The following is a 20,460-nucleotide window of genomic DNA, read 5'->3' as shown; positions in this document are numbered from 1 at the left end:
GGGGCTTTTTGCCTATCAGGACCCGGCCACTTTCACTGGTCTCAGTCCCATGAGCCTTAACGCTGTCGAGAGGTCCGTGATGTTGGGGAAACGCCGGCCGCTGATGGACGGCCAACTTGGCCGCTCAATGTAGAACGAACCGGAGTCGCGCTGGATAACTGTGCGAACGATGGTGCCGTCGCTGCTGCGGTGAATGAGTGTGGCCGTGTTATCGATGTTCATTACCGCGCAATCACCCGTATTGCGCAGGCTCTTTTCCAGTGTTTCGGCCAGCACAACACTGGGCGGTGTATCCAGTTGCAGACGCAGATCACCTTTGACGCTGGCCAGCGGCCGGCCGAAGTTATCGGTAGGAATGCGTCCCGGGTCCACTTCGATGCCTCGTGCCGTTCCGGCGTCGGTGCTTTCTATGCGCAAGCTGATGCCGCCCTCCAGTTCGCTGACACCGGGCACGCCGCCCCATGTGCTGGCGTGACTGTCGCCCATTAGCGCGACCCAGCGATGAGCGCCTCGGGCAGCCTGGTCGGCGCTGATAACCTGATGGGCAAAAAAATTCATCATTCTTTGCCGGAAATCAGGTTCAACACCGGTCATTCCCGTGCTCCGGTAGCTGGCCATGCAATCGATGGCCTGTATCCGGATATGGTTTCGGCGGGCAGCCTTGACCACTTCCAGAAAGGTGAACTGACCGCTGGGGTCGGTGCTGTGCCCTTGATCCAGAATTTTCAGGTAATTCTCGAGATTTTCCGACATCGTTCCCGTTCGATTGAACACATCCAGATCAGCCTGATGAAAGTCGGTCAGCAAGTGCTCCATGTAGAGCGTTTTGATCTTTTGCTTGCTCAGGACCTCCATGTTTTCGATCAGGAACTGTTTGCTGGCGACGCTTGAGTGGCTCTCACCGACCACCAGCCCTGATACCAGGCGAAACAGCTTCTTGATGATGTCTTTGTAGGGCAGACGCGCTGGCAGAGTAGGGATTTCGGGCCTGGCCGGAAGGGGGTTTGATTCGAAGAATGCTGTGGCGTCCCGGTACAGGGTTTTGCGCATGTCCTTGAAGTCGGCAACGGGATTGCTGCCATCTGGCTTGGGCAGGCTGCCGGCGTAGTCTTTGAGGTCGTATTTGCTGCCACCTCCTTGGGCAAGGTTTTTGAGCTGTTCGCGCGAGGCCTGTGGCATATCGTATGCGCTGGGCGGGCTGTCGATGTCAGGTAGCGCGGTGCTGTCACGGCCCCACGGCCATAGTCCGTCGAACTTGCCGCCACCGAACAGACCCGGACGGTTGATGGGTTGCCATTCTCCCGCCGCGTCCAGCCGGACCGGCAGGCTGCGATAAAACGAATAGGGATTGGCCGGGTCGATGATGACCCAGGTTTTCAGTGCCTCGGCGTAGCGTACAAGGTAGTAACTGTCGTTGATCAGCACATAGCTGCCGCCGTTTGCTGGCTGATAGATGCCGGCGAATTTGCCTTCGTCGCTGACGGGCAACAAGCCATCCAGCACTTCATTGGTTTCAAAGGATGACAGCAGCTCCGCACCTTGCTCGGCATACGCCGGGCCGGGGGCGAATCGGGCGATGGGTGGGAGCCCTGAAGGGCTTGTGGGGCGTTCATTGACAGGTTCAGTGACGCTGTCCTGTGGCGTGAAGGTTTCGCTGGCTTCACTGACTTCGGCGAGCTCCGTTGCCCCGCGCAGGAAAGGCAGGTTGAACAGGGTTTCGATACCGCTGAAGATGGCACCCACGACCCCCGCCTTACGCTCAGCCTTGGTGCTGCCATTGATTGCCTGGTCAATGTTCAAACCCATATCGGCAATGCCGGCGCCAACGGCAGCCAGCGCCACAGGCCATCCAAGGCCCGCCATCGAACTGAAGAGGTGGACGAACGCGTTCAAATAACCGATCCACATCTTTTTTCGCAGTTGTCCGTTGGAGTGCAGGGACAGGTCCGCATCGCTGTACATGCGCGCCTTCACCGAGTCGCGCAACCAGCTGAAAACATCGCCGGTGATCGGCTCGGCGTTTTGATTGATCAGGTGATGGTCGTAGGCGCCCCACGTTGTATAGAGCAGGTCGATCGTAGCGTTCAAGCCGATTTTGCCGTCGTCCTGCTGTTGGGCGGACAACGGGAAATGACTCATGAATCGCGCCCGTTTCTCTGCATAGTTGTTTTGCAGCAACAGCCACCAATGGAAATCGAGCAGGGTGGTAAAGATGTGGAACGTCTGGGTTTCACCCGGTGTGTAAAGGATGTTCACGCCGTTGCGATCGGTGATGCACAGGATATCGGTCGCCTGATAACCGCCGATATCCAGCGCGCACACGCGTAATCCGTCCACGGTTGGTGCCTGCGCTCGCAGCATGTCGAGGCTGACCGGCCAGCTCACATTGCCGGCCACGGCTTTGATCACCGTCTTGAGGTTTTCATTGTTCAGTCGGGCGCCGTCGTGTTCGTCCAGTGCCTGCACCAGGAAGTTGAGTTTGGCGAGGGTCCGAAAATCGTCCGAATGGAGTGGCCAGAATCGCTCCATTTTTTCTCGGTAGGACTGAGCAAAATTGAGGGCCCAGAAGTCCTTCAGAACATCCCTTGGGTACATCCTGATTTCGTTGGTTTGGTTAAAAATCGAGGCGTGAGGACCTTGGTTGTAGAAGCCGCCATCGCCATCGGGCATGCCAGGGTCTTCCTGATCGCTGAGGCGGAATCGCTGGACCACCAGTTGCGGCAAGGTCAGCGATTCGCAAGGCTTCGGATAACGCTCCCAGCCCAGAAAAGCCTTGGGGCTGCTGACCGACACGTTATCGAAACGGTGCCACCAGACCTTATCCGGGTCGATGCCTTTGATTCCGTGTTTATCGAGTATGCCTTTTGCGACGTCGTAGGCCATCGCATGCATGTCGGGGCAGGCCTCGGTAAAAGGCAGCACCAGCGCTTTCAGGGATTGCTCGTCCGTGGGATTGGGCAAAAGGGATGGGGCAACTGATTCAGGTAAGTTCATTTCTCGCTCCTTGAGAAAATGGGGCGGTGAGGATCGCCCATTTACTCTGGAGGAGTGCACTACATAGATATGCCCACACGGGATGCGCATTCGTGTAGGGGCAGCGACGCGGTGCGGCCATCCGCCGCGCTGCCCTTACTGTTTCTCATCCGCAGGTGTATCGTATTCGCCTTTTGCGGGCCTGCGGGCCTGTCGCTGATACGTGAGGTAGTTGAGTTCATGTCCTTTACCCGTCGACAAATACTCGGTGGTCTGGCCGGTCTTGTGGTGGTTGGCGTGGGGGCCGGTGGCGCGTCGCGCTATTGGTTGGGCAAGATGGCCGACGCTGACGCCGGTCATGACTATGAGCTGATCGCTGCGCCGCTGGACGTCGAGCTGGTCGCCGGGCACAAGACTCAAGCCTGGGCGTTCGGCCCGTCGGCGCCTGGCACTGAGCTGCGCGTGCGTCAGGGTGAATGGCTGCGGGTGCGGTTCATCAACCACCTGCCGGTGGCGACCACCATCCACTGGCATGGCATCCGCCTGCCGCTTGAGATGGACGGTGTGCCGTACGTTTCGCAATTGCCGGTGCTACCCGGCGAATACTTCGATTACAAATTCCGCGTGCCCGACGCTGGCAGCTACTGGTATCACCCGCACGTGAACAGCAGCGAAGAGCTCGGTCGCGGCCTGGTCGGCCCGCTGATCATCGAAGAGCGCGAGCCCACCGGTTTCAAGTACGAGAAAACCCTGAGCCTCAAGAGCTGGCACGTCGATGAAGAGGGCGCTTTCGTCGCCTTCAGCGTTCCTCGCGAAGCCGCCCGTGGTGGCACCGCCGGACGCCTGTCGACCATCAACGGTGAGTCGCAAGCGGTGATCGACTTGCCCGCCGGGCAAATCACCCGCGTGCGCTTGCTCAACCTCGATAACACGCTGACGTATCGCCTCAACATTCCCGGCGTCGAAGCGCAGATCTACGCACTGGACGGCAACCCGATCGAACCGCGCCCGTTGGGCAAGGAATACTGGCTAGGCCCGGGCATGCGCATTTGCCTGGCGATCAAGGCGCCGCCGGCCGGTGAGGAGTTGTCCCTGCGCAACGGCCCGGTTCGTCTCGGCACGTTTCGTTCGGTGGCGAACACCGATGCTCCGACCGTGTGGCCGCCGGCGCTGCCCGCCAACCCGGTGGCTGAGCCGGACCTGGCCAATGCCGAGAAACTCAACTTCAATTTCGAATGGGTGGGCTCGGTCTCGGTGAACGTCGACAACGGCAAGCCACCCAGCTTGTGGCAGATTAACGGCAAGGCCTGGGACATCACCGACAAGACCTGCGCCGACCGCCCGATTGCCAAGCTCGAGAAGGGCAAGAGCTACATTTTCGAATTGAAGAACATGACTCAGTATCAGCATCCGATTCACCTGCATGGCATGAGCTTCAAAGTCATCGCCTCGAACCGGCACAAGGTCATTCCGTATTTCACCGACACTTATTTGCTGGGCAAGAACGAGCGTGCGCAAGTGGCCCTGGTGGCGGATAACCCGGGAGTGTGGATGTTCCATTGCCATGTGATCGACCACATGGAAACCGGCCTGATGGCCGCGATCGAGGTGGCCTGATGCGTCAGATTCGTCCCGCCGCAATCATTGACCGCAGCCGCGACCGCGACTTCATGCGCGAAGCCCTGGCTCTTGCGGCTGAAGGTGCAACCCTTGGCGAGGTACCGGTCGGCGCGGTGCTGGTGCAGGACGGTGAGATCATCGGGCGCGGCTTCAATTGTCCGATCAGTCGCCACGACCCGAGTGCCCACGCCGAGATGGTCGCGATCCGTGCCGCTGCATTGGCGGCCAGCAACTATCGCCTGCCGGGCAGCACGCTCTACGTGACGCTTGAACCGTGCAGCATGTGCGCCGGACTGATCGTGCATTCGCGGATTGCGCGGGTGGTGTATGGCGCCCTGGAACCGAAAGCCGGGATTGTGCAGAGTCAGGGGCAGTTTTTCACCCAGGGCTTTTTGAATCACCGGGTGCTGTATGAAGGTGGGGTGTTGGCCGAGGAATGCGGTGCTGTTCTCAGCGAGTTTTTCAAGGCCCGAAGAGCTAAACCAGCAGACTAAACACTGAACCCATGTGGGAGCGAGCTTGCTCGCGATAGCGGTGTGTCAGTCGACATAACTAGTGACTGATACTCCGCTATCGCGAGCAGGCTCGCTCCCACAGGGGATCTCCATTGGGTTGGAGATTGAGGTTCTATTTGCGGGCGACGATGACGGCACGCATCGGCGCCGGCAGCCCTTCAATGGTCTTGCTGTGATCCTCTGGATCAAGGAAGTCACTCAGCGACTGAAACTTCATCCACTCCGTCCCGCGTTGTTCCTCGACCGTGGTCACGCTCACATCGACGCAGCGAACATCGGTGAACCCGGCGCGGCGCAACCATAATTCCAGCGCCGGTACCGACGGCAGGAACCAGACGTTACGCATCTGCGCATAACGGTCTTCCGGCACCAGCACCTGTTGCTGATCGCCTTCGATCACCAGCGTTTCCAGGACCAGCTCACCGCCCTTGACCAGGCAATCCTTCAGCGCCAGCAAGTGCTCGATCGGCGAGCGACGGTGATAGAACACGCCCATGGAAAACACAGTGTCGAAGCCTTCCATGTTCGGCGGCAGGTCTTCGAACGGGAATGGCAGGTGCCAGGCGTTGGGCTCGGACAGGTAACGCTGCACCGCCTGGAACTGGCAGAAGAACAGCCAGTTCGGATCGACACCAATCACACTGTCGGCCCCGGCGCCGAGCATGCGCCACATGTAATAACCGTTGCCGCAGCCGACATCGAGGATGCGTTTGCCCTTGAGGTCCAGATGCGGCGCGACCCGCGACCACTTCCAGTCCGAGCGCCATTCGGTGTCGACGTGCACGCCAAACAAGTCGAACGGCCCTTTGCGCCACGGCGACAGACCCATCAGCGCCGTGCGCATTTGCGCGCGGGTTTGATCATCGCAATCGGTGTCCATCGTCAGGCCATTGAGCAGGTCGACTTCACTCGGCTGGATTTTTGGCAAGGCGTCCAGCGCACTTTGCCAACGTTCCAGGTCGCCGTGACCTTTCTCCATTTTCTTGTCGAGTTGCGCTTGCAGGGTGTTGGCCCATTCGGCCAGCGGAGTACCAGCCAGACGGCGGGCAAGAGGGGACAGATCAATCATGGCAAGGCAATCAACGAGGCAAAGTTAAGACACTGGAACCACGGCACGACTTTCGAGAACCCGGCCGCCATCAGGCGTTCTCGGTGTTCTTCGAGACTGTCGGGCTTCATGACGTTTTCGATGGCGCTGCGTTTCTGGGCGATTTCCAGTTCGCTGTAGCCGTTGGCGCGCTTGAACGCGACGTGCAGGTCGGTGAGCAGCGCATGTTCTTCAGGATCGTTGAAGCGCAGTTTCTCCGACAGAATCAGCGCGCCGCCGGGCAGCAGCGATTGACGGATGCGCGAGAGCAAGGCTGTGCGCTGGTCGGGGGCGATGAATTGCAGGGTGAAATTCAGCGCCACCACCGAGGCGGGCTGGAACTCAAGGGCGAGGATGTCTCCTTCGATCACTTCCACCGGCAGCAACTCCTGGAACATCGAGTCCTGACCGTTGAGGTATTCGCGGCAACGCTCGACCATCGCTGCGGAGTTATCCACAGCGATAACGCGGCAACCGTCGGTGCGCACGTGGCGACGCAACGCTTGAGTCACGGCCCCCAAAGATGAACCGAGGTCGTAGAGCACGCTGTTGGGTTGGGCGAATTGCGCGGCGAGCACGCCGAGGTTTTCAACGATGGTCGGATAACCTGGCACCGAGCGCTTGATCATGTCCGGGAACACCCGCACCACGTCCTCGTTAAAGGCGAAGTCGGGCACCTGGGCCAAAGGCTGGGCGAAAAGGCGATCGGGTTCTTTGCTCACGGCGGTTCCAGCAGCTTCGGTTGAAAAGGCTGGCATTTTAGCCAAATTGACGGGGGGATGCGCGGGTTGTCTGATAAAGCGCCGGGCAGATCCGGACGCTATGTTTTCAGGGAGACCGCTATCGCGGGCAAGCCCGCTCCCACAGGTACTGCGCTGTCCCTGTGGGAGCGGGCTTGCTCGCGATGAACTCAGCGCGGTTTCGGGCCAAACGCCGACGTAGTGATCCCCCATTGTCCAACCCAGTAACTGAGGATGATCACGTAAGGCGCTGCCTCGAACGGCACGACGAATCGGCTGATGCCAATCACGCTGTCGGAGAACACAAACGCCACCGCACCGGCCGCCGCCAGCAGGGCCGAGCGTTGAGGCACATCGCTGCCCAAACGAGCCAGCGCGCGCCAGAGCATCGCGCTGATGGCCAGAGCGTAAACGATCACTGGAATCAGCAACGGGCCCAGTCCATGGGAAATCAAGATCCCCAGCAGCACCGCGCCAACCGCCATGGCAATCACCAAAGGCAACAACGCCAAGCGCCGGCAATCGCTCAAATAAGCCTTCAGATACGCCAGGTGCGCGACCAAAAACGCACCGAGGCCAAACACAAACAGATCCCCCGGCCACGCCAGCAACACATCGCCGAGCAAGGAGAAAATCAGTCCAAGGCTGATCCAGCGTCGATATTCGCTGGGCGGTGCATCGTGCAGCCAGCCGAGCAGGGCCAGCACCGGCAGCGGCTTGACCAGCAGGCATAACAACGCGGCATGTACGCTCAGCCCATAGAGGAACGTCACCGCACCCATCAGCGCCAGGATCAGCCAACCCATGTTCAGTTAACCGAGATCGCGCAGTCGAAGGTGTCCACCGGCAGTACTTCCGGTGCCCAAGGCTGTTGGGAGGTCAGGCGCAGACGACCGTTGCCGGCGGCGAACGCCTGAAAGCGCCAGGTCGAAATACCGGCGCTGCCGACAATCCCGGCATCTTCGGGGTTGCTGTAGACCTCGGGGCTGAGTGCATGCAACACGCCGCCAGCCGAGTCTTGAATCGCCCAGCGGTAACCGGTGGTTGGGTTGCTGGGCAGGGTCAGGATCAGGTTTTGCCCGTTGCGCAGTTGCACGGGGCATTCGCTTTGTTTTTCCACGGTCACGTTCTGTTTCGGTTGCGTGGCGCAAGCCGCCAACAGGGAAAGGGCGAGGGGGACGAACAGGCGAGTGGGGGACATGGGGACAGGGGCTCCGGCGTTCACGACGAACGGCGAGCATAACTGAAGATGAGACAAAGTGTGACAGCCATACCTTTGGGCTGGCTGGGGGATTTTTGTTGTCAGTGCCGACGTCATCGCGGGCAAGCCCGCTCCCACAGGGATAGCGATGAACCTGTGGGAGCGGGCTTGCCCGCGATGGCGTCAGTACTGTCGCTACAGTTCTGTCAGAACAGAATCTTTGCCACATCGGCAAAGCGTTTGGCGAAGTGCACGGTAATCCCTTCCTTCAGATAGTCCGGCAGTTCTTCAAAGCTTCCACGGTTCGGCTCCGGCAGGATCAATTCAAAGATCTTCTGCCGGCGCGCCGCAATGACCTTCTCACGCACCCCGCCAATCGGCAGTACATGCCCGGTCAGCGTCAGTTCACCGGTCATGGCCACGCCTTTTTTCGGCGGCTGGTTGCGGGCGAGCGAGAGCAGGGCGCTGGCCATGGTCACGCCGGCGCTTGGGCCGTCTTTCGGGGTGGCGCCTTCCGGGACGTGCAGGTGGACGAAGGCTTCGTCGAAGAACTTCGGATCGCCGCCAAATGACTTCAGATTCGAGCTGACGTAGCTGTAGGCGATTTCCGCCGACTCCTTCATCACATCACCCAGTTGCCCGGTGAGTTTGAAGCCGCGGTTCAAGGTGTGGATTCGCGTGGCTTCGATCGGCAGGGTCGCGCCGCCCATGCTGGTCCAGGCCAGGCCGGTGATGACACCGATGCCGGACAGCACTTGCTCGTTGCGGAACACTGGATGGCCGAGGGAGGCTTCGAGGTCTTTCGGTCCGAGCTTGATCACCGCCTTGGGTTCGTCGATCAGCTTGACTACGGCCTTGCGCACCAGTTTGCCCAGTTGTTTTTCCAACTGGCGCACCCCGGCTTCACGGGCGTAGCCGTCGATCAAGGCTTTCAACGCGCTGTCGCTGATGCTCAGGCTGCCTTTGGACACGCCGGCCTTTTCCAGCTGTTTGGGCCACAAGTGGCGTTTGGCGATGGCGATTTTCTCTTCGGTGATGTAACCCGACAGGCGGATCACTTCCATCCGGTCCAGCAACGGGCCGGGAATCGAGTCCAGGGTGTTGGCCGTGCAGATGAACAGCACTTTGGACAAGTCCAGGCGCAGGTCCAGATAGTGGTCGAGGAATTCGACGTTCTGTTCCGGGTCTAGGGTTTCCAGCAAAGCCGATGCCGGGTCGCCCTGGTAGCTTTGGCCCATCTTGTCGATTTCGTCGAGCATGATCACCGGGTTCATCACTTCGACGTCTTTCAACGCGTGGACGAGTTTGCCCGGTTGCGCGCCGATATAGGTGCGACGGTGGCCCTTGATCTCGGCTTCGTCGCGCATGCCGCCGAGGCTGAAGCGATAGAACGGTCGGCCGAGGGATTCGGCGATGGATTTGCCGACGCTGGTTTTACCCACGCCCGGCGGGCCGACCAGCAGCACGATGGAACCGCTGATCTCGCCTTTGTAGGCGCCGACGGCGAGGAATTCGAGGATGCGGTCCTTGATGTCGTCGAGGCCGGCGTGGTGTTTATCCAGCACCTTGCGCGCGTGCTTGAGGTCGAGTTTGTCCTCGCCATACACTCCCCATGGCACCGAGGTCGCCCAGTCGAGGTAGTTGCGGGTGACTGCGTATTCCGGGGAGCCGGTTTCGAGGATCGACAGCTTGTTCATTTCCTCTTCGATGCGTTTTTGCGCCTGGTTCGGCAACACTTTGCCTTCCAGGCGTTGCTCGAACTGTTCGATGTCGGCGCTGCGGTCGTCCTTGGTCAGGCCCAGCTCTTGCTGGATGACCTTGAGTTGTTCCTTGAGGAAGAATTCGCGCTGATGTTCGCCGATCTTGCGGTTAACTTCGGCTGAAATCTCTTTCTGCAGGCGTGCGACTTCGACTTCCTTGCGCAACATCGGCAGGACTTTTTCCATGCGCTTGAGCATTGGCACGCAGTCGAGCACTTCTTGCAGTTCGCTGCCGGTGGCCGAGGTCAGTGCTGCGGCGAAGTCGGTCAGCGGCGAGGGATCGTTGGGGCTGAAGCGGTTGAGGTAGTTTTTCAGTTCTTCGCTGTACAGCGGGTTGAGCGGCAGCAGTTCCTTGATCGCGTTGATCAGCGCCATGCCGTAGGCCTTGACTTCGTCGGTCGGCTCGGTGGGCTGGTGCGGGTATTCGACTTCGACGAGGTACGGCGGGCGATGGTGTTTGAGCCAGGTGCGGATGCGCACACGGGTCAGGCCTTGGGCGACGAATTGCAGTTTGCCGTTTTCGCGGCTGGCGTGGTGGACCTTGACCAGGGTGCCGTAGAGCGGCAGGGCCGAGGTGTCGAAGTGGCGTGGGTCTTCCTGGGGGGTGTCCATGTAGAACAGGGCCAGGGAGTGGTGGTCGGATTTGCTGACGAGGTCGAGGGTTTCGGCCCAGGGTTCTTCGTTGACGATGACCGGCAGGACTTGGGCCGGGAAGAATGGGCGGTTGTGGATCGGGATGATGTAGACCTTGTCCGGCAGGTTTTGGCCGGGCAGGGCCAGGCCTTTGCTGGTGGCGGGGTGTTCGGCGTTTTCTGGGTCGGCGTATTCGCTCGGGTCTTCGGGGAATTCTTGCTGGTCGCTCATGGGGCACCTGCGCAATGGGGTATGGGTCTTAGATGGGGCGGGTTGGCTGTGGTTTCAATGGGCTGGGACATTTCTAGGTGTGTTCAGGGTTTTGACAGGTGCTTGGTGACTTGGCGGCCTTTGGGCCGACCATGTTCTTATGGTGGGGTGTACATATCCGTTGCTGCGGTAACGGCGGCTTAGGGTTTCGCCCTGACGGCGACTCACTTTTTTTGACAAACGCCTCAAAAAAAGTAAGCAAAAAAAAGGCTCGCCCCGGCGTCCGGCCCCTCGCTTAGGCTCGGCGTTCCTTCGTTCCGGCATTCATCTGGGGGCATCGCCTCCGGTCTGCTTCGCGACGACCTCCTCTCGATGTGTGCGGCTTCGCCGCACGGCGCTACGCACCTACCCCCAGATGAACGCCTCCACTCAGCCTCCCGAAGGGGCGGGTGGGTCAAAATCAAAAGCAGGCGAGCTACCGCTCGGCCTATTGAGTGGTTAAGAGCGGAACGTGTACGCCGATCTATTGTGGGAGCTGGCCTGCCAGCGATGGCGGCCTGACAGCCGACCAGTCTCTTTCAGGTGTACCCGGTCCACTGTGGGAGCTGGCCTGCCAGCGATGGCGGCCTGACAGCCGACGAGTCACTTTCAGATGTACCCGGTCCACTGTGGGAGCTGGCCTGCCGGCGATGGCGGCCTGAAAGCCGACCAGTCTCTTTCAGGTGTACCCGATGCACTGTGGGAGCTGGCCTGCCGGCGATGGCGGTCAGAAAGCCGACGAGTCACTTTCAGGTGTACCCGGTCCACTGTGGGAACTGGCCGGCGATGGCGGTGGGGCAGTCGATGTAAATGTTGTCTGTTGCACTGCCATCGCGGGCAAGCCCGCTCCCACAGGTGATCGCCAGTGAATACAACATCTGTGTCCGACAACGATCCAGTGTGGGAGCGAGCTTGCTCGCGATAGCGGTGGGTCGGTTGAAATCCATGTGACTGACACGCCGCCATCGTCGGAACGCCGCCCGGAGCGAGCCCGACTCCCACAGGGGATTAGCGGTGTGGCGCGGGTTTCGGCAATTCAACGTTATCCAGCATCCGGTTCACCGCCAGCTCGGCCAGCATCACTATCTGCTGAATCGCCATTGCCGTGTGTCGGTGCGGGCCTTCCAGATAGCCGGCGAAGTCGCTGGCCATGACACTGGCCTGGGCCAACGATTCACAGGTGTGGGCTAGCAGGTCTTCGTCTTTGATGTCCGGCGCAATCAGGAACATGGTGCTTGGTTTGCGGTTAGCTGGTGATTTGAGGGCTGCGGGGTTGAGGTAGTGGTCCAAGGCGCGTTCGGCGGCGTCGTTGAATTTTTTGGAGTCGGCGGATTCGTAGGGGGAAACGTCGTCGGCTTTCGGGGGATTGGGTGTTTCTTTGATCATGGTGAGGCTCCAAGTCAGTAATGGAGCTGCCACTAATCGCCGCGATGCGATGGAGGGTGGCAGCTGTACGCAGGTTCGCGGACCGAGCACTTGGTAAACCCGGCATACCCGAAGGTATCCCGCGCACAGCCACCATGAAACCAATCGACAAACTATGAAGGAGAGTCGGTTGAGGGCGGTGATTATGCACCAAGTAAGCTAACTCAGGCCGCGATGCCCGGCCGCTGATGTGCAGCGACCCTCAAAGCCTATCTCCCAGCCTTCCGACATAACAACCGACACAACCTGTCGGAATCCCCCTCAAAAACCGCCACGGCTGTAGGACCTCCACAGATTTTTCAGGCCTACCTTGATCAAAATGTGGGAGCGAGCCTGCTCGCGATGGCTGTTTAACATTCAACATCTAAGTTGTCTGATACACCGCTATCGCGAGCAGGCTCGCTCCCACATTTTTTGATTTGCGGCGATGTAAAAAAAGGCGACTCCCTCACAGGAGTCGCCTTTGCTTTAACCGCCGCTAATACTTACTCGGACAGTTTGTACGCCATCACGTAGTCACCTTGCTTGGTGCCCAGCGAACCATGGCCGCCAGCGACGACAAGCACGTATTGCTTGCCGTCCTTGCCGGTGTAGGTCATTGGCGTGGTTTGCGCGCCGGCCGGCAGGCGGCCTTCCCACAGTTGCTTGCCGTTTTTCATGTCGTAGGCGCGCAGGTACTGGTCGAGGGTGCCGCTCAGGAAGCCTACGCCACCGGCGGTGGTGAAGGTGCCGCCCAGGCTGGGTACGCCCATGCTCAGCGGGATTGGAACCGGTGAGCTGTCGCGCACGGTGCCGTTTTTATGTTTCCAGATGATTTTGGTGGTGGTCAGGTCGACCGCTGTCACGTAACCCCAGGCTGGTGCCTGGCACGGCAGGCCCAGAGGCGAGAGCAGGGGTTCGAGGATGACGCCGTATGGCGCGCCTTTGTTTGGCTGCACGCCTTGGGTTTCGCTTTTACGCGGGCCCTGGGCGGCGATTTCAGCGGCCGGGATCAGTTTCGATTTGAACGCCATGTAGTCCGGGTTCATGAAAGCGATCTGACGCACCGGATCAACCGAGATGCCGCCCCAGTCGAACACGCCGAAGTTGCCTGGATAAACGATCGAACCTTGCAGCGATGGCGGCGTGAACGGGCCGTCGTAGCGCATGGATTTGAAGTCGATCCGGCAGATCAGTTGGTCGAACGGAGTCACGCCCCACATGTCGCGCTCTTTGAGGGGCGGCGGCATCAGGTTGAGGTCGGATTTCGGTTGGGTCGGCGAGGTGTGATCACCTTCGACAGCGCCCTGTGGAACAGGCACTTCGTTGATCGGCACGATCGCTTTGCCGGTGGTGCGGTCCAGCACGTAGATGCTGCCTTGCTTGGTGGACGCGAGCACGGCCGGTTTTACACCGTCCGCGGTTTTCAGGTCCATCAGGGTTGGCTGGCCGCCGACGTCCATGTCCCACAGGTCGTGGTGGGTGAACTGGAAGTGCCAGCGCACTTTCCCGGTGCCAATGTCGAGGGCGGTCAGGCCGGCGGCGTGCAGTTCCGATTCCGGGGTGCGAGCGCCACCGAACTGGTCGGGGGTCTGGTTGCCCATCGGCAGGTAGAGCATGCCGAGTTTTTCGTCGACGGCGAACATGGACCACATGTTCGGCGAGTTACGGGTGTAGGTTTTGCCTTCGGCAATCGGCGTGGTGTCGTCCGGTTTGCCGCTGTCCCAGTTCCACACCAGTTTGCCGGTGTGTACGTCGAACGCGCGGATTACGCCGCTTGGCTCGTCGGTGGAGACGTTATCGGTGACGTGGCCGCCAATCACTACCAGGTCTTTGGTGACTGCTGGTGGCGAAGTCGAGTAGTAACCGCCGGCGTTGAAGCCGCCGATGTTGGCGCTCAGGTCGACCTGGCCGTTGTTGCCGAAGTCTTCGCACATCTTGCCGGTGTCGGCGTTCAGGGCGATCAGACGGGTGTCGGCGGTCGGCAGGAAGATCCGGCGTGGGCAGGCGCTGGTGACTGGCGGGCTGGCACTGCCGGTCGGGCTCTGTTCGGAGGCGTAAGCGGCGTCATCGTGATACGACACGCCACGGCAGGTCATGTGGGCCCAGCCCTTGAAGTTCGCCGCGTTCTGCGTCGAGAGCTTCGGATCGAAACGCCAGATTTCCTTGCCGGTATCCGGGTCCAGCGCGATCACCTTGCTGTGCGGCGTGCAGACATACAGCATGCCGTTGACTTTCAGCGGGGTGTTTTCGGCAGTGGTTTCGCCCGGGTCGTTCGGCCCTGGCAGGTCGCCGGTGCGAAAGGTCCAGGCCGGGACCAGTTTGTTCGCGTTTTGCGGGGTGATCTGCGCCAGTGGCGAGTAACGATCGCCATGGGCGCTGCGGCCGTAGGAGTTCCAGTCACCGTCGGGCATGGCCGGGGCGGTGTTGGTCATGCCCGGCACGCTGTCGCGGTCCAGTTGGCCTTTGATTTCACCAGGATTGGTGAACTGGCTGGCCAGTGCGGCAACGCCTGCCAGCACCACGGCGACGCTCAGCGCGCCAGTGCCCATCGGCGCAGGGCCGGTGATCAGCAGCGGACGGCGGAACCACGGCAGCAACATGACGATGCCCAGCGCAAACAACATCGCCAGACGCGGCACCAGTTGCCACCAGTCGAGGCCGACTTCCCACAAGGCCCAAACCGTACTGGCGAACAGCACCAGTGCGTAGAGGCCCAGTGCAGCGCGGCGAGCCATGATCAGCAGCACGCCGGTCAGCGTCAGGCCGATACCGGCCAGCAAGTAATACAGCGAGCCGCCGAGCATGCTCAGCTTGATCCCGCCGGCCAGCATGGCCAGGCCCATTAGCAGAAGCAGGATGCCGAGCAGGCTCGGCAGCAGACGGCTTCGACTCAAAGCACCATCAGTGCTCATAGTGTGGTTCTCCGTGACGTTTTAAGTAGTCCCGCGCAAGTTCACTGTAGATGACGATCTGGCGTGGGCATGGTTCAGTTATAAAAGTGAAACTTGATCCTTGTGGGAGCGGGCTTGCTCGCGAAGAGGCCATCAGCCTCAACATCAATGTTGACTGACCCACCGCTTTCGCGAGCAAGCCCGCTCCCACAAGGGTTTGGGTTTGGGTTAGAACGATGACTGGATTTTTATCCCGCCAATCAACGCGTCATCGACCTTGTCCACGCCACCGGGGTGGCGGATGTATTGCAGGTTCGGGCGCACGGTCAGCCAGTTCGTGACGTGCACGCCGTAATAGAGTTCGGCGCTGTATTCGGTGTCCTGCGGCGGCAGGAACGACGGGTCGTCGTAGTCGAAGACGGCGTGGGCCTGATTGGTCGCCTCGGCGTTCTTGCGAAAGGCCGGGTTGACGTGAACCCGCGCCATGGCAAAGCCGATGTCGTCTTTGGCGCGCGCATCGAACAAGCCTTTGTAGACGACGCCGGCCTGGACATAGTTGTCGATGGCGTTGGTCTTCTTGTCGTGCATCGTGCCGTTGGCGAACACGCTCAAGCCGCGCGAGTTGTCGCTGGCACGGCTGGTGATCTGCTGCTGCACACCAAGCCACACACCGTGTTTGCTCGACGCGCTGCGGTAAGCCTCGCCGCTGAGCGCGGCGGGCTGGCCGTTGCTGTCCTTGTAGACATCGGTGGCGTTGGCGCTGCTGTAGTAATAACCGGCGCGGTATTCACCCGGCAGGCCATTGAGCTTGGGCGACCACACCAGTTCCACCGGCAGGACCGCGCCCTGGGTGCCGCTGCCGCTGAGCTTGAAGCCGTTGCCGCGATCGAGGTTCGACGGGTTCTGCTCATACGCGCCGATTTGCGCGTACAGCTCCGGCGTCAGGTGATATTTGACGCGCATCGCCCACTGGCTGACGGGCCAGTTGTACCAGATGCCACCGACCCAGTTGCCGACCTGGGAGCCGCAGAACGCCAGGTTCTGGAAGTCGCAGGGGAAGCTGTTGAAGTCCTCGCCTTCGCCGAAACGACCGACTTTGATGTCGAGCTTCTGATCGAAGAATTTCTGCTGATACCACATCTGCGTCAGGCGCCAGGTTTGCCCACGGCCCCAGACTTCCTGGGCCGAGGTGAAACCACCGACGCGAGGATCGTTGATCCGGTCATTGCTGATGTTATTGCCGTTGCGCTCGGTAACGGTCAGCTGAAATTCAGCCGCGTTCCAGCCCAGAATTTTCTGCAAGTCCAGGTGAGTGCCGAGGCCGAACTGATCGCTGTAGCGTGCGGTGCGGTCATGGTCGTAGCCGCCGTGCAGATTGCTGCCCATCTCGCCGGTGTAATCGACTTTGAAGTCGTAGCCTTTTTCCGAAAGTTCGCTGCGCGTGCCATTCCAGTCGCCGAGCATCCAGGGTGATTCGCTATCAAAGGCTGGCGCGGCCTGGGTGCAGGTGGCGAGGCCCAGCGCGGTGAAGCCGCCGATCAGGTTCAGTGCTTTTCGGCTGGCAACAGCGATGCGGACAGCGCTGTCTCGCGAAGTTTGAAAATCAGGCATAAAGGAGAAGTTCTGGGTCTTTTTCTAAGGGGGTGAACTGAACGCAGCAGGGTGAAGGGGGGGAGCGGAAGCGTTTCAGCTTGACGGGCGCAAGGATAATGTCCTGTTACAAATAGAGAAAGCGCTTTTAGTGACATGAATTATTTCGTATTTGGTAACAGTCCGTGGAAAGATCGCAGCCTCGTTTTACTCGACAGCTCCTACAGGTGAACGCATTCCAATGTAGGAGCTGTCGAGTGAAACGAGGCTGCGATCTTTTCCGTTTCACCTACATTTAACTGACCACGCACAGATCGCTTCCCCCGAACGAAGCCCTCGGCTAAGGTGCGCGGCTTCCCAACCTGACATCGCTCGAAGGCCCGGCATGACCGAACAGAACAACAACCCGCTGCATGGCGTGACGCTGGAACAAATCCTCAACGCCCTGGTTGAACACTACGAATGGTCGGGGCTGGCCGAGCGCATCGATATCCGCTGCTTCAAGAGCGACCCGAGCATCAAGTCGAGCCTGACGTTCCTGCGTAAAACCCCGTGGGCGCGGGAGAAGGTCGAGCGCTTGTACGTGAAGTTGATGCGCACCAAGCGTCCGGTCTGAACATGATCAAGCTGTTGGCGCCTGGTGCTGTCGCGAGGCGTCGTTTTGTGGCGGTGGCGGCGGTGCTCGGGTGGGCAGGTTTGAGCATCCAGCTCTACCTGATTTTCTATTCGCGCTGGACCTTGGCGGCCAGTCTGCTGGGCGGGCTGTTAAGTTTTTTCAGTTATTTCACGGTGCTGACCAATACGCTGGTGGCGACCGTCCTGACCTGCGAATGGACGTCCCGCGAATCGGCGGCGCGCCGCTGGTTTTTGCAGCCGTGGGTGAGCAGTGGGATAGCTGTCAGCATTACCGTGGTTGGTCTGGCGTACAGCCTGTTGCTGCGCCATCTGTGGCATCCCGAGGGCTGGCAGTTTCTGGCTGATGAGCTGATGCATGACGTCATGCCGCTGCTGTTTCTGGCGTATTGGGGGTTCTGTGTGCCCAAAGGCACGTTGCGGGTGCGGCATATCGGCCGGTGGGTGATTTACCCGTTGGTGTATTTCGCCTATTTACTGCTGCGTGGGCATGAGTTGGCGGTCTATCCCTATCCATTCATTGATGTGGACAAGCTGGGTTATCCACAGGTGTTTTTGAATGCCGCAGGATTGCTGGCGGGGTTTGTGCTGATTGCGCTTGGGTTGATCGGGTTGGATCGGTGGCTTGGGCATCGCGCTAAGGAGCAGGATTTTTAGTGGTTGAGCCATCGCCATCGCGAGCAGGCTCGCTCCCACAGGGGGGCTCGGTTGTTCACAAATCATTTGCTCACAATCGATCCAATGTGGGAGCGAGCTTGCTCGCGATGGCGCCCTGGAGTCGATCACTCCTCGTCGCTGTCATCCGCGCGCCAGTAGCCGACCGCCTTGACGAATTGCTCGTTCAGGCCGTGCTCATCGAGCAGCACCCGACGGATCTGCCGCGACACTTTGGTCTCGGTGGCCACCCACGCATACAGGTTGCCACCGGGGATTTGCAGTTGCTTCACGGTGGTCAACAGGTTGTTCCGACCGCCCTCGCGCAGGACCCAGATCACGTTGACCTGAGCCGGGCTCTCGAGTTTTTGCTGTTCGGCGCCGTTTTCCACTTCAATGACCACCAACGCCCGCCGATTGGCCGCCAGGCCTTCGAGACGCCGGGCGATAGCGGGCAGGGCGGTTTCATCGCCGATCAACAAGTAGCTGTCGAACATGTCCGGCACGATCATCGAGCCGCGCGGCCCGCCGATGTGCAGAAACTGGCCGGGCTCAGCTTGCTCGGCCCAGGTCGAGGCAGGGCCGTCACCGTGCAACACAAAGTCGATGTCCAGTTCCAGTGTGTCGAGGTCGTAACGACGCGGCGTGTAATCGCGCATCGCCGGCAGGGGGCCGTTGTCTTTGCCAGCACCGAGCACCAGGGTTTCCAGCGCCGCTTGTTCCGCCGCGTTTTGCGGGAACAGCAGTTTGACGTGGTCATCCGTGCCGAGGCTGACGAAGCCGGCCAGCTCCGGCCCGCCCAAGGTAATCCGGCGCATCCGCGGCGTCAGGTCCACCACCCGCAACACTTGCAGGCGACGGCGTTTGATTTCATGCATGACACGGTGAATGGATTGCACGATCACTTCAGTCATTCGGCTTTCTCCTGAACGGGTTGAACGGCAGGGCCGTCGACGATGGCTTTGGCAGTGTTGTTGAGCAGGTCGCGTACCCGCAGGATTTCTTCCGGGCTCCAGCGGCCGTGATGCATCTGCAAGGCGTGACGCAAGTTATGCACAGCTTCGTGGATCTCGGGGGGACGATCCTGGCCGCGCAGTGAGCGCTTGCTGACCTCGATGCGCATCCGCACGCCGTCCAGCGCAATGGCCTGGTCCGTCAACGACAGACGTCCGGCGTCGGTGATGCTGTAGCGCTTTTTGCCGCCCTCGGCATCGCCCAGGATCATTTCGCTCTCTTCAAGGAAGGTCAGGGTCGGGTAGATCACGCCGGGGCTGGGGCTGTAGGCGCCGTCGAACATGCTTTCGATCTGGCGGATCAGGTCATAGCCGTGGCAAGGCTGCTCGGCGATCAACGCCAGCAGCAGCAGTTTCAGGTCGCCGGGAGCAAATACGCGCGGGCCACGACCGCCGCGTTCGCGGCCGGGGCCAGGACGTTTTTCGAAGCCGTCGCGGCCGTCGCCGTGGTCTCGATGGGAATGATGGTCTCTCATTTTTGCGTCTTCTCTCGTTGTGTTTAGATACAACGTAAGATATATCTTATGGCTTGCGCAAGCGTTCAGGACCAACGGTCGCCCTTGGGCGGCGCGCAAAGATCCTGGGCAATGAATGATGAGCCGATTGCTTTTTTAGAGTAATTGAACTAATTGTAAGTGGATCTGCTTATCATTAATTGCGTAGCAGTAGTTAAGTAGTACCGGTCTTACAGAGGCGGGGTTAGTTTGTATCTGTGTGCTTTTTTAGTTGGAACTGTGTGTAGTATTTCTCTGAGGGTAAAGAAGTGCTGTTAGTGTTTTCTTGACTTTTTTCCTGCTACTTGAAAGTCGTTGTTACTACATGTTCTTAGGAAGTTACGTACTTACTTTCTCAACGGATTTGACGATCATTCTCCAGCGTCGAAAGTTAAGCGAAATCGCCATCTTCGTGTTGAGTGGTATTCGCGTTTAAAGACTTTTTTCGGCCCTTTGAAATAGCCAATCCTTTGAAATAGACAGGTACTTAATAATGTTCAAGAAGCTTGCAATCGCCGTTCCGATGACCCTTCTGGCACTGAGCTCTTCGATGGCATTCGCTGCGGGAGAAGCGCGCTCGTCCATCAACATCAGCGCTTATATCCCTACCGATGCATTCTATGCCCAACCGGTGAATCCTGACTTCGGTAAAGATGAAAAAATGGCCTGGAACGTGATAACCGAGAGCTTGGCCCCGCTGCGTGCGGCTTACGATATCCGCCACACTAACGGTTCGGTCCATGCGTATGTGGAAGGTGGTCCGCAACCCCTGTACAACGGAAACAGCACTATCGCGCTGACCTATGCCTTCAACGGCGTAACCTTGACCGGTATGCCTAAAGAAGTGGTCGGCGATACCGAATCCAACGGGGGTATGCGGGCTGATCTGGTGATCACCGCCGCCCTGCCAGGGAACAATCAGACAGGTCTTTACACGGCCAACCCAGTCGTGATCTTCGATGCCGTTCCGCGCATCTAAGTCAGCCATGACTTAAGGCTC

The 20,460-nt window shown here is 59.7% G+C and carries 16 protein-coding genes; 5 read left to right on the top strand and 11 right to left on the bottom strand.

What is annotated here, in order from left to right:
* Nucleotides 1–15 precede the first annotated feature (15 nt).
* On the bottom strand, nucleotides 16–2,994 hold the full coding sequence (locus K5K95_RS02925; protein ID WP_222588316.1) for a membrane-targeted effector domain-containing toxin: 2,979 nt from the start codon (nucleotides 2,992–2,994) through the stop codon (nucleotides 16–18).
* Nucleotides 2,995–3,213: 219 nt separating this feature from the next.
* Here K5K95_RS02925 and K5K95_RS02920 point away from each other — a divergent pair, with 219 nt between their 5' ends.
* Together K5K95_RS02920 and tadA are read left to right on the top strand one after the other, a co-directional pair.
* Entirely contained in the window at nucleotides 3,214–4,590 is a 1,377-nt protein-coding gene (locus tag K5K95_RS02920; RefSeq protein ID WP_208669741.1) for a multicopper oxidase family protein, read from the top strand.
* Complete coding sequence (gene tadA, locus K5K95_RS02915; protein WP_222588315.1) at nucleotides 4,590–5,087, top strand: tRNA adenosine(34) deaminase TadA; 498 nt, start codon at nucleotides 4,590–4,592, stop codon at nucleotides 5,085–5,087. Before K5K95_RS02920 ends, tadA begins: the two co-directional genes overlap by 1 nt.
* A 133-nt stretch (nucleotides 5,088–5,220) precedes the next feature.
* Here the strand turns inward: tadA and cmoB are convergent, their stop codons facing one another.
* The 8 genes from cmoB to K5K95_RS02875 all read right to left on the bottom strand — a co-directional run bounded on the left by cmoB (nucleotide 5,221) and on the right by K5K95_RS02875 (nucleotide 16,687).
* The gene (gene cmoB, locus K5K95_RS02910; RefSeq protein ID WP_222588314.1) at nucleotides 5,221–6,177 is read right to left on the bottom strand and encodes a tRNA 5-methoxyuridine(34)/uridine 5-oxyacetic acid(34) synthase CmoB; all 957 of its coding nucleotides are present in this window, start codon (nucleotides 6,175–6,177) and stop codon (nucleotides 5,221–5,223) included.
* On the bottom strand, nucleotides 6,174–6,953 hold the full coding sequence (cmoA, locus tag K5K95_RS02905; RefSeq protein ID WP_197678923.1) for a carboxy-S-adenosyl-L-methionine synthase CmoA: 780 nt from the start codon (nucleotides 6,951–6,953) through the stop codon (nucleotides 6,174–6,176). Before cmoA ends, cmoB begins: the two co-directional genes overlap by 4 nt.
* 152 nt (nucleotides 6,954–7,105) lie before the next feature.
* The gene (locus K5K95_RS02900; RefSeq protein ID WP_222588313.1) at nucleotides 7,106–7,741 is read right to left on the bottom strand and encodes a lysoplasmalogenase; all 636 of its coding nucleotides are present in this window, start codon (nucleotides 7,739–7,741) and stop codon (nucleotides 7,106–7,108) included.
* A gap of 2 nt (nucleotides 7,742–7,743) precedes the next feature.
* Nucleotides 7,744–8,136: a protease inhibitor I42 family protein gene (locus tag K5K95_RS02895; RefSeq protein WP_222588312.1), complete on the bottom strand. Its 393-nt coding sequence runs from the start codon at nucleotides 8,134–8,136 to the stop codon at nucleotides 7,744–7,746.
* 206 nt (nucleotides 8,137–8,342) lie between these two features.
* Nucleotides 8,343–10,760, bottom strand: a complete 2,418-nt coding sequence (gene lon, locus K5K95_RS02890) for an endopeptidase La (protein ID WP_259156637.1) — start codon at nucleotides 10,758–10,760, stop codon at nucleotides 8,343–8,345.
* Between the two features lie 1,026 nt (nucleotides 10,761–11,786).
* On the bottom strand, nucleotides 11,787–12,164 hold the full coding sequence (locus K5K95_RS02885; RefSeq protein ID WP_222588311.1) for a DUF6124 family protein: 378 nt from the start codon (nucleotides 12,162–12,164) through the stop codon (nucleotides 11,787–11,789).
* A gap of 524 nt (nucleotides 12,165–12,688) precedes the next feature.
* Nucleotides 12,689–15,097, bottom strand: coding sequence for a glucose/quinate/shikimate family membrane-bound PQQ-dependent dehydrogenase (locus tag K5K95_RS02880; protein WP_222588310.1), 2,409 nt, complete (start codon nucleotides 15,095–15,097; stop codon nucleotides 12,689–12,691).
* Nucleotides 15,098–15,304: 207 nt separating this feature from the next.
* Nucleotides 15,305–16,687, bottom strand: coding sequence for a carbohydrate porin (locus tag K5K95_RS02875; RefSeq protein ID WP_222588309.1), 1,383 nt, complete (start codon nucleotides 16,685–16,687; stop codon nucleotides 15,305–15,307).
* A 364-nt stretch (nucleotides 16,688–17,051) separates the two neighbouring features.
* On the opposite strand from K5K95_RS02875, the gene K5K95_RS02870 reads away from it, so the two are divergent.
* Both K5K95_RS02870 and K5K95_RS02865 read left to right on the top strand, forming a co-directional pair.
* Nucleotides 17,052–17,282, top strand: a complete 231-nt coding sequence (locus K5K95_RS02870; RefSeq protein WP_007944895.1) for a VF530 family DNA-binding protein — start codon at nucleotides 17,052–17,054, stop codon at nucleotides 17,280–17,282.
* 2 nt (nucleotides 17,283–17,284) lie between these two features.
* Nucleotides 17,285–17,956: a Pr6Pr family membrane protein gene (locus tag K5K95_RS02865; protein ID WP_222588308.1), complete on the top strand. Its 672-nt coding sequence runs from the start codon at nucleotides 17,285–17,287 to the stop codon at nucleotides 17,954–17,956.
* 125 nt (nucleotides 17,957–18,081) lie between these two features.
* Here the strand turns inward: K5K95_RS02865 and K5K95_RS02860 are convergent, their stop codons facing one another.
* Together K5K95_RS02860 and K5K95_RS02855 are read right to left on the bottom strand one after the other, a co-directional pair.
* Nucleotides 18,082–18,867, bottom strand: a complete 786-nt coding sequence (locus tag K5K95_RS02860) for a siderophore-interacting protein (protein ID WP_222588307.1) — start codon at nucleotides 18,865–18,867, stop codon at nucleotides 18,082–18,084.
* Nucleotides 18,864–19,442, bottom strand: coding sequence for a PadR family transcriptional regulator (locus tag K5K95_RS02855; protein WP_222588306.1), 579 nt, complete (start codon nucleotides 19,440–19,442; stop codon nucleotides 18,864–18,866). Before K5K95_RS02855 ends, K5K95_RS02860 begins: the two co-directional genes overlap by 4 nt.
* A 511-nt stretch (nucleotides 19,443–19,953) precedes the next feature.
* On the opposite strand from K5K95_RS02855, the gene K5K95_RS02850 reads away from it, so the two are divergent.
* The gene (locus K5K95_RS02850; protein ID WP_222588305.1) at nucleotides 19,954–20,439 is read left to right on the top strand and encodes a CS1 type fimbrial major subunit; all 486 of its coding nucleotides are present in this window, start codon (nucleotides 19,954–19,956) and stop codon (nucleotides 20,437–20,439) included.
* Nucleotides 20,440–20,460 lie beyond the last annotated feature (21 nt).

The sequence above is a fragment of the Pseudomonas sp. DR48 genome (assembly GCF_019823085.1).
GTDB lineage: Bacteria > Pseudomonadota > Gammaproteobacteria > Pseudomonadales > Pseudomonadaceae > Aquipseudomonas.
This window is presented reverse-complemented; position numbering and strand designations above follow the sequence as displayed.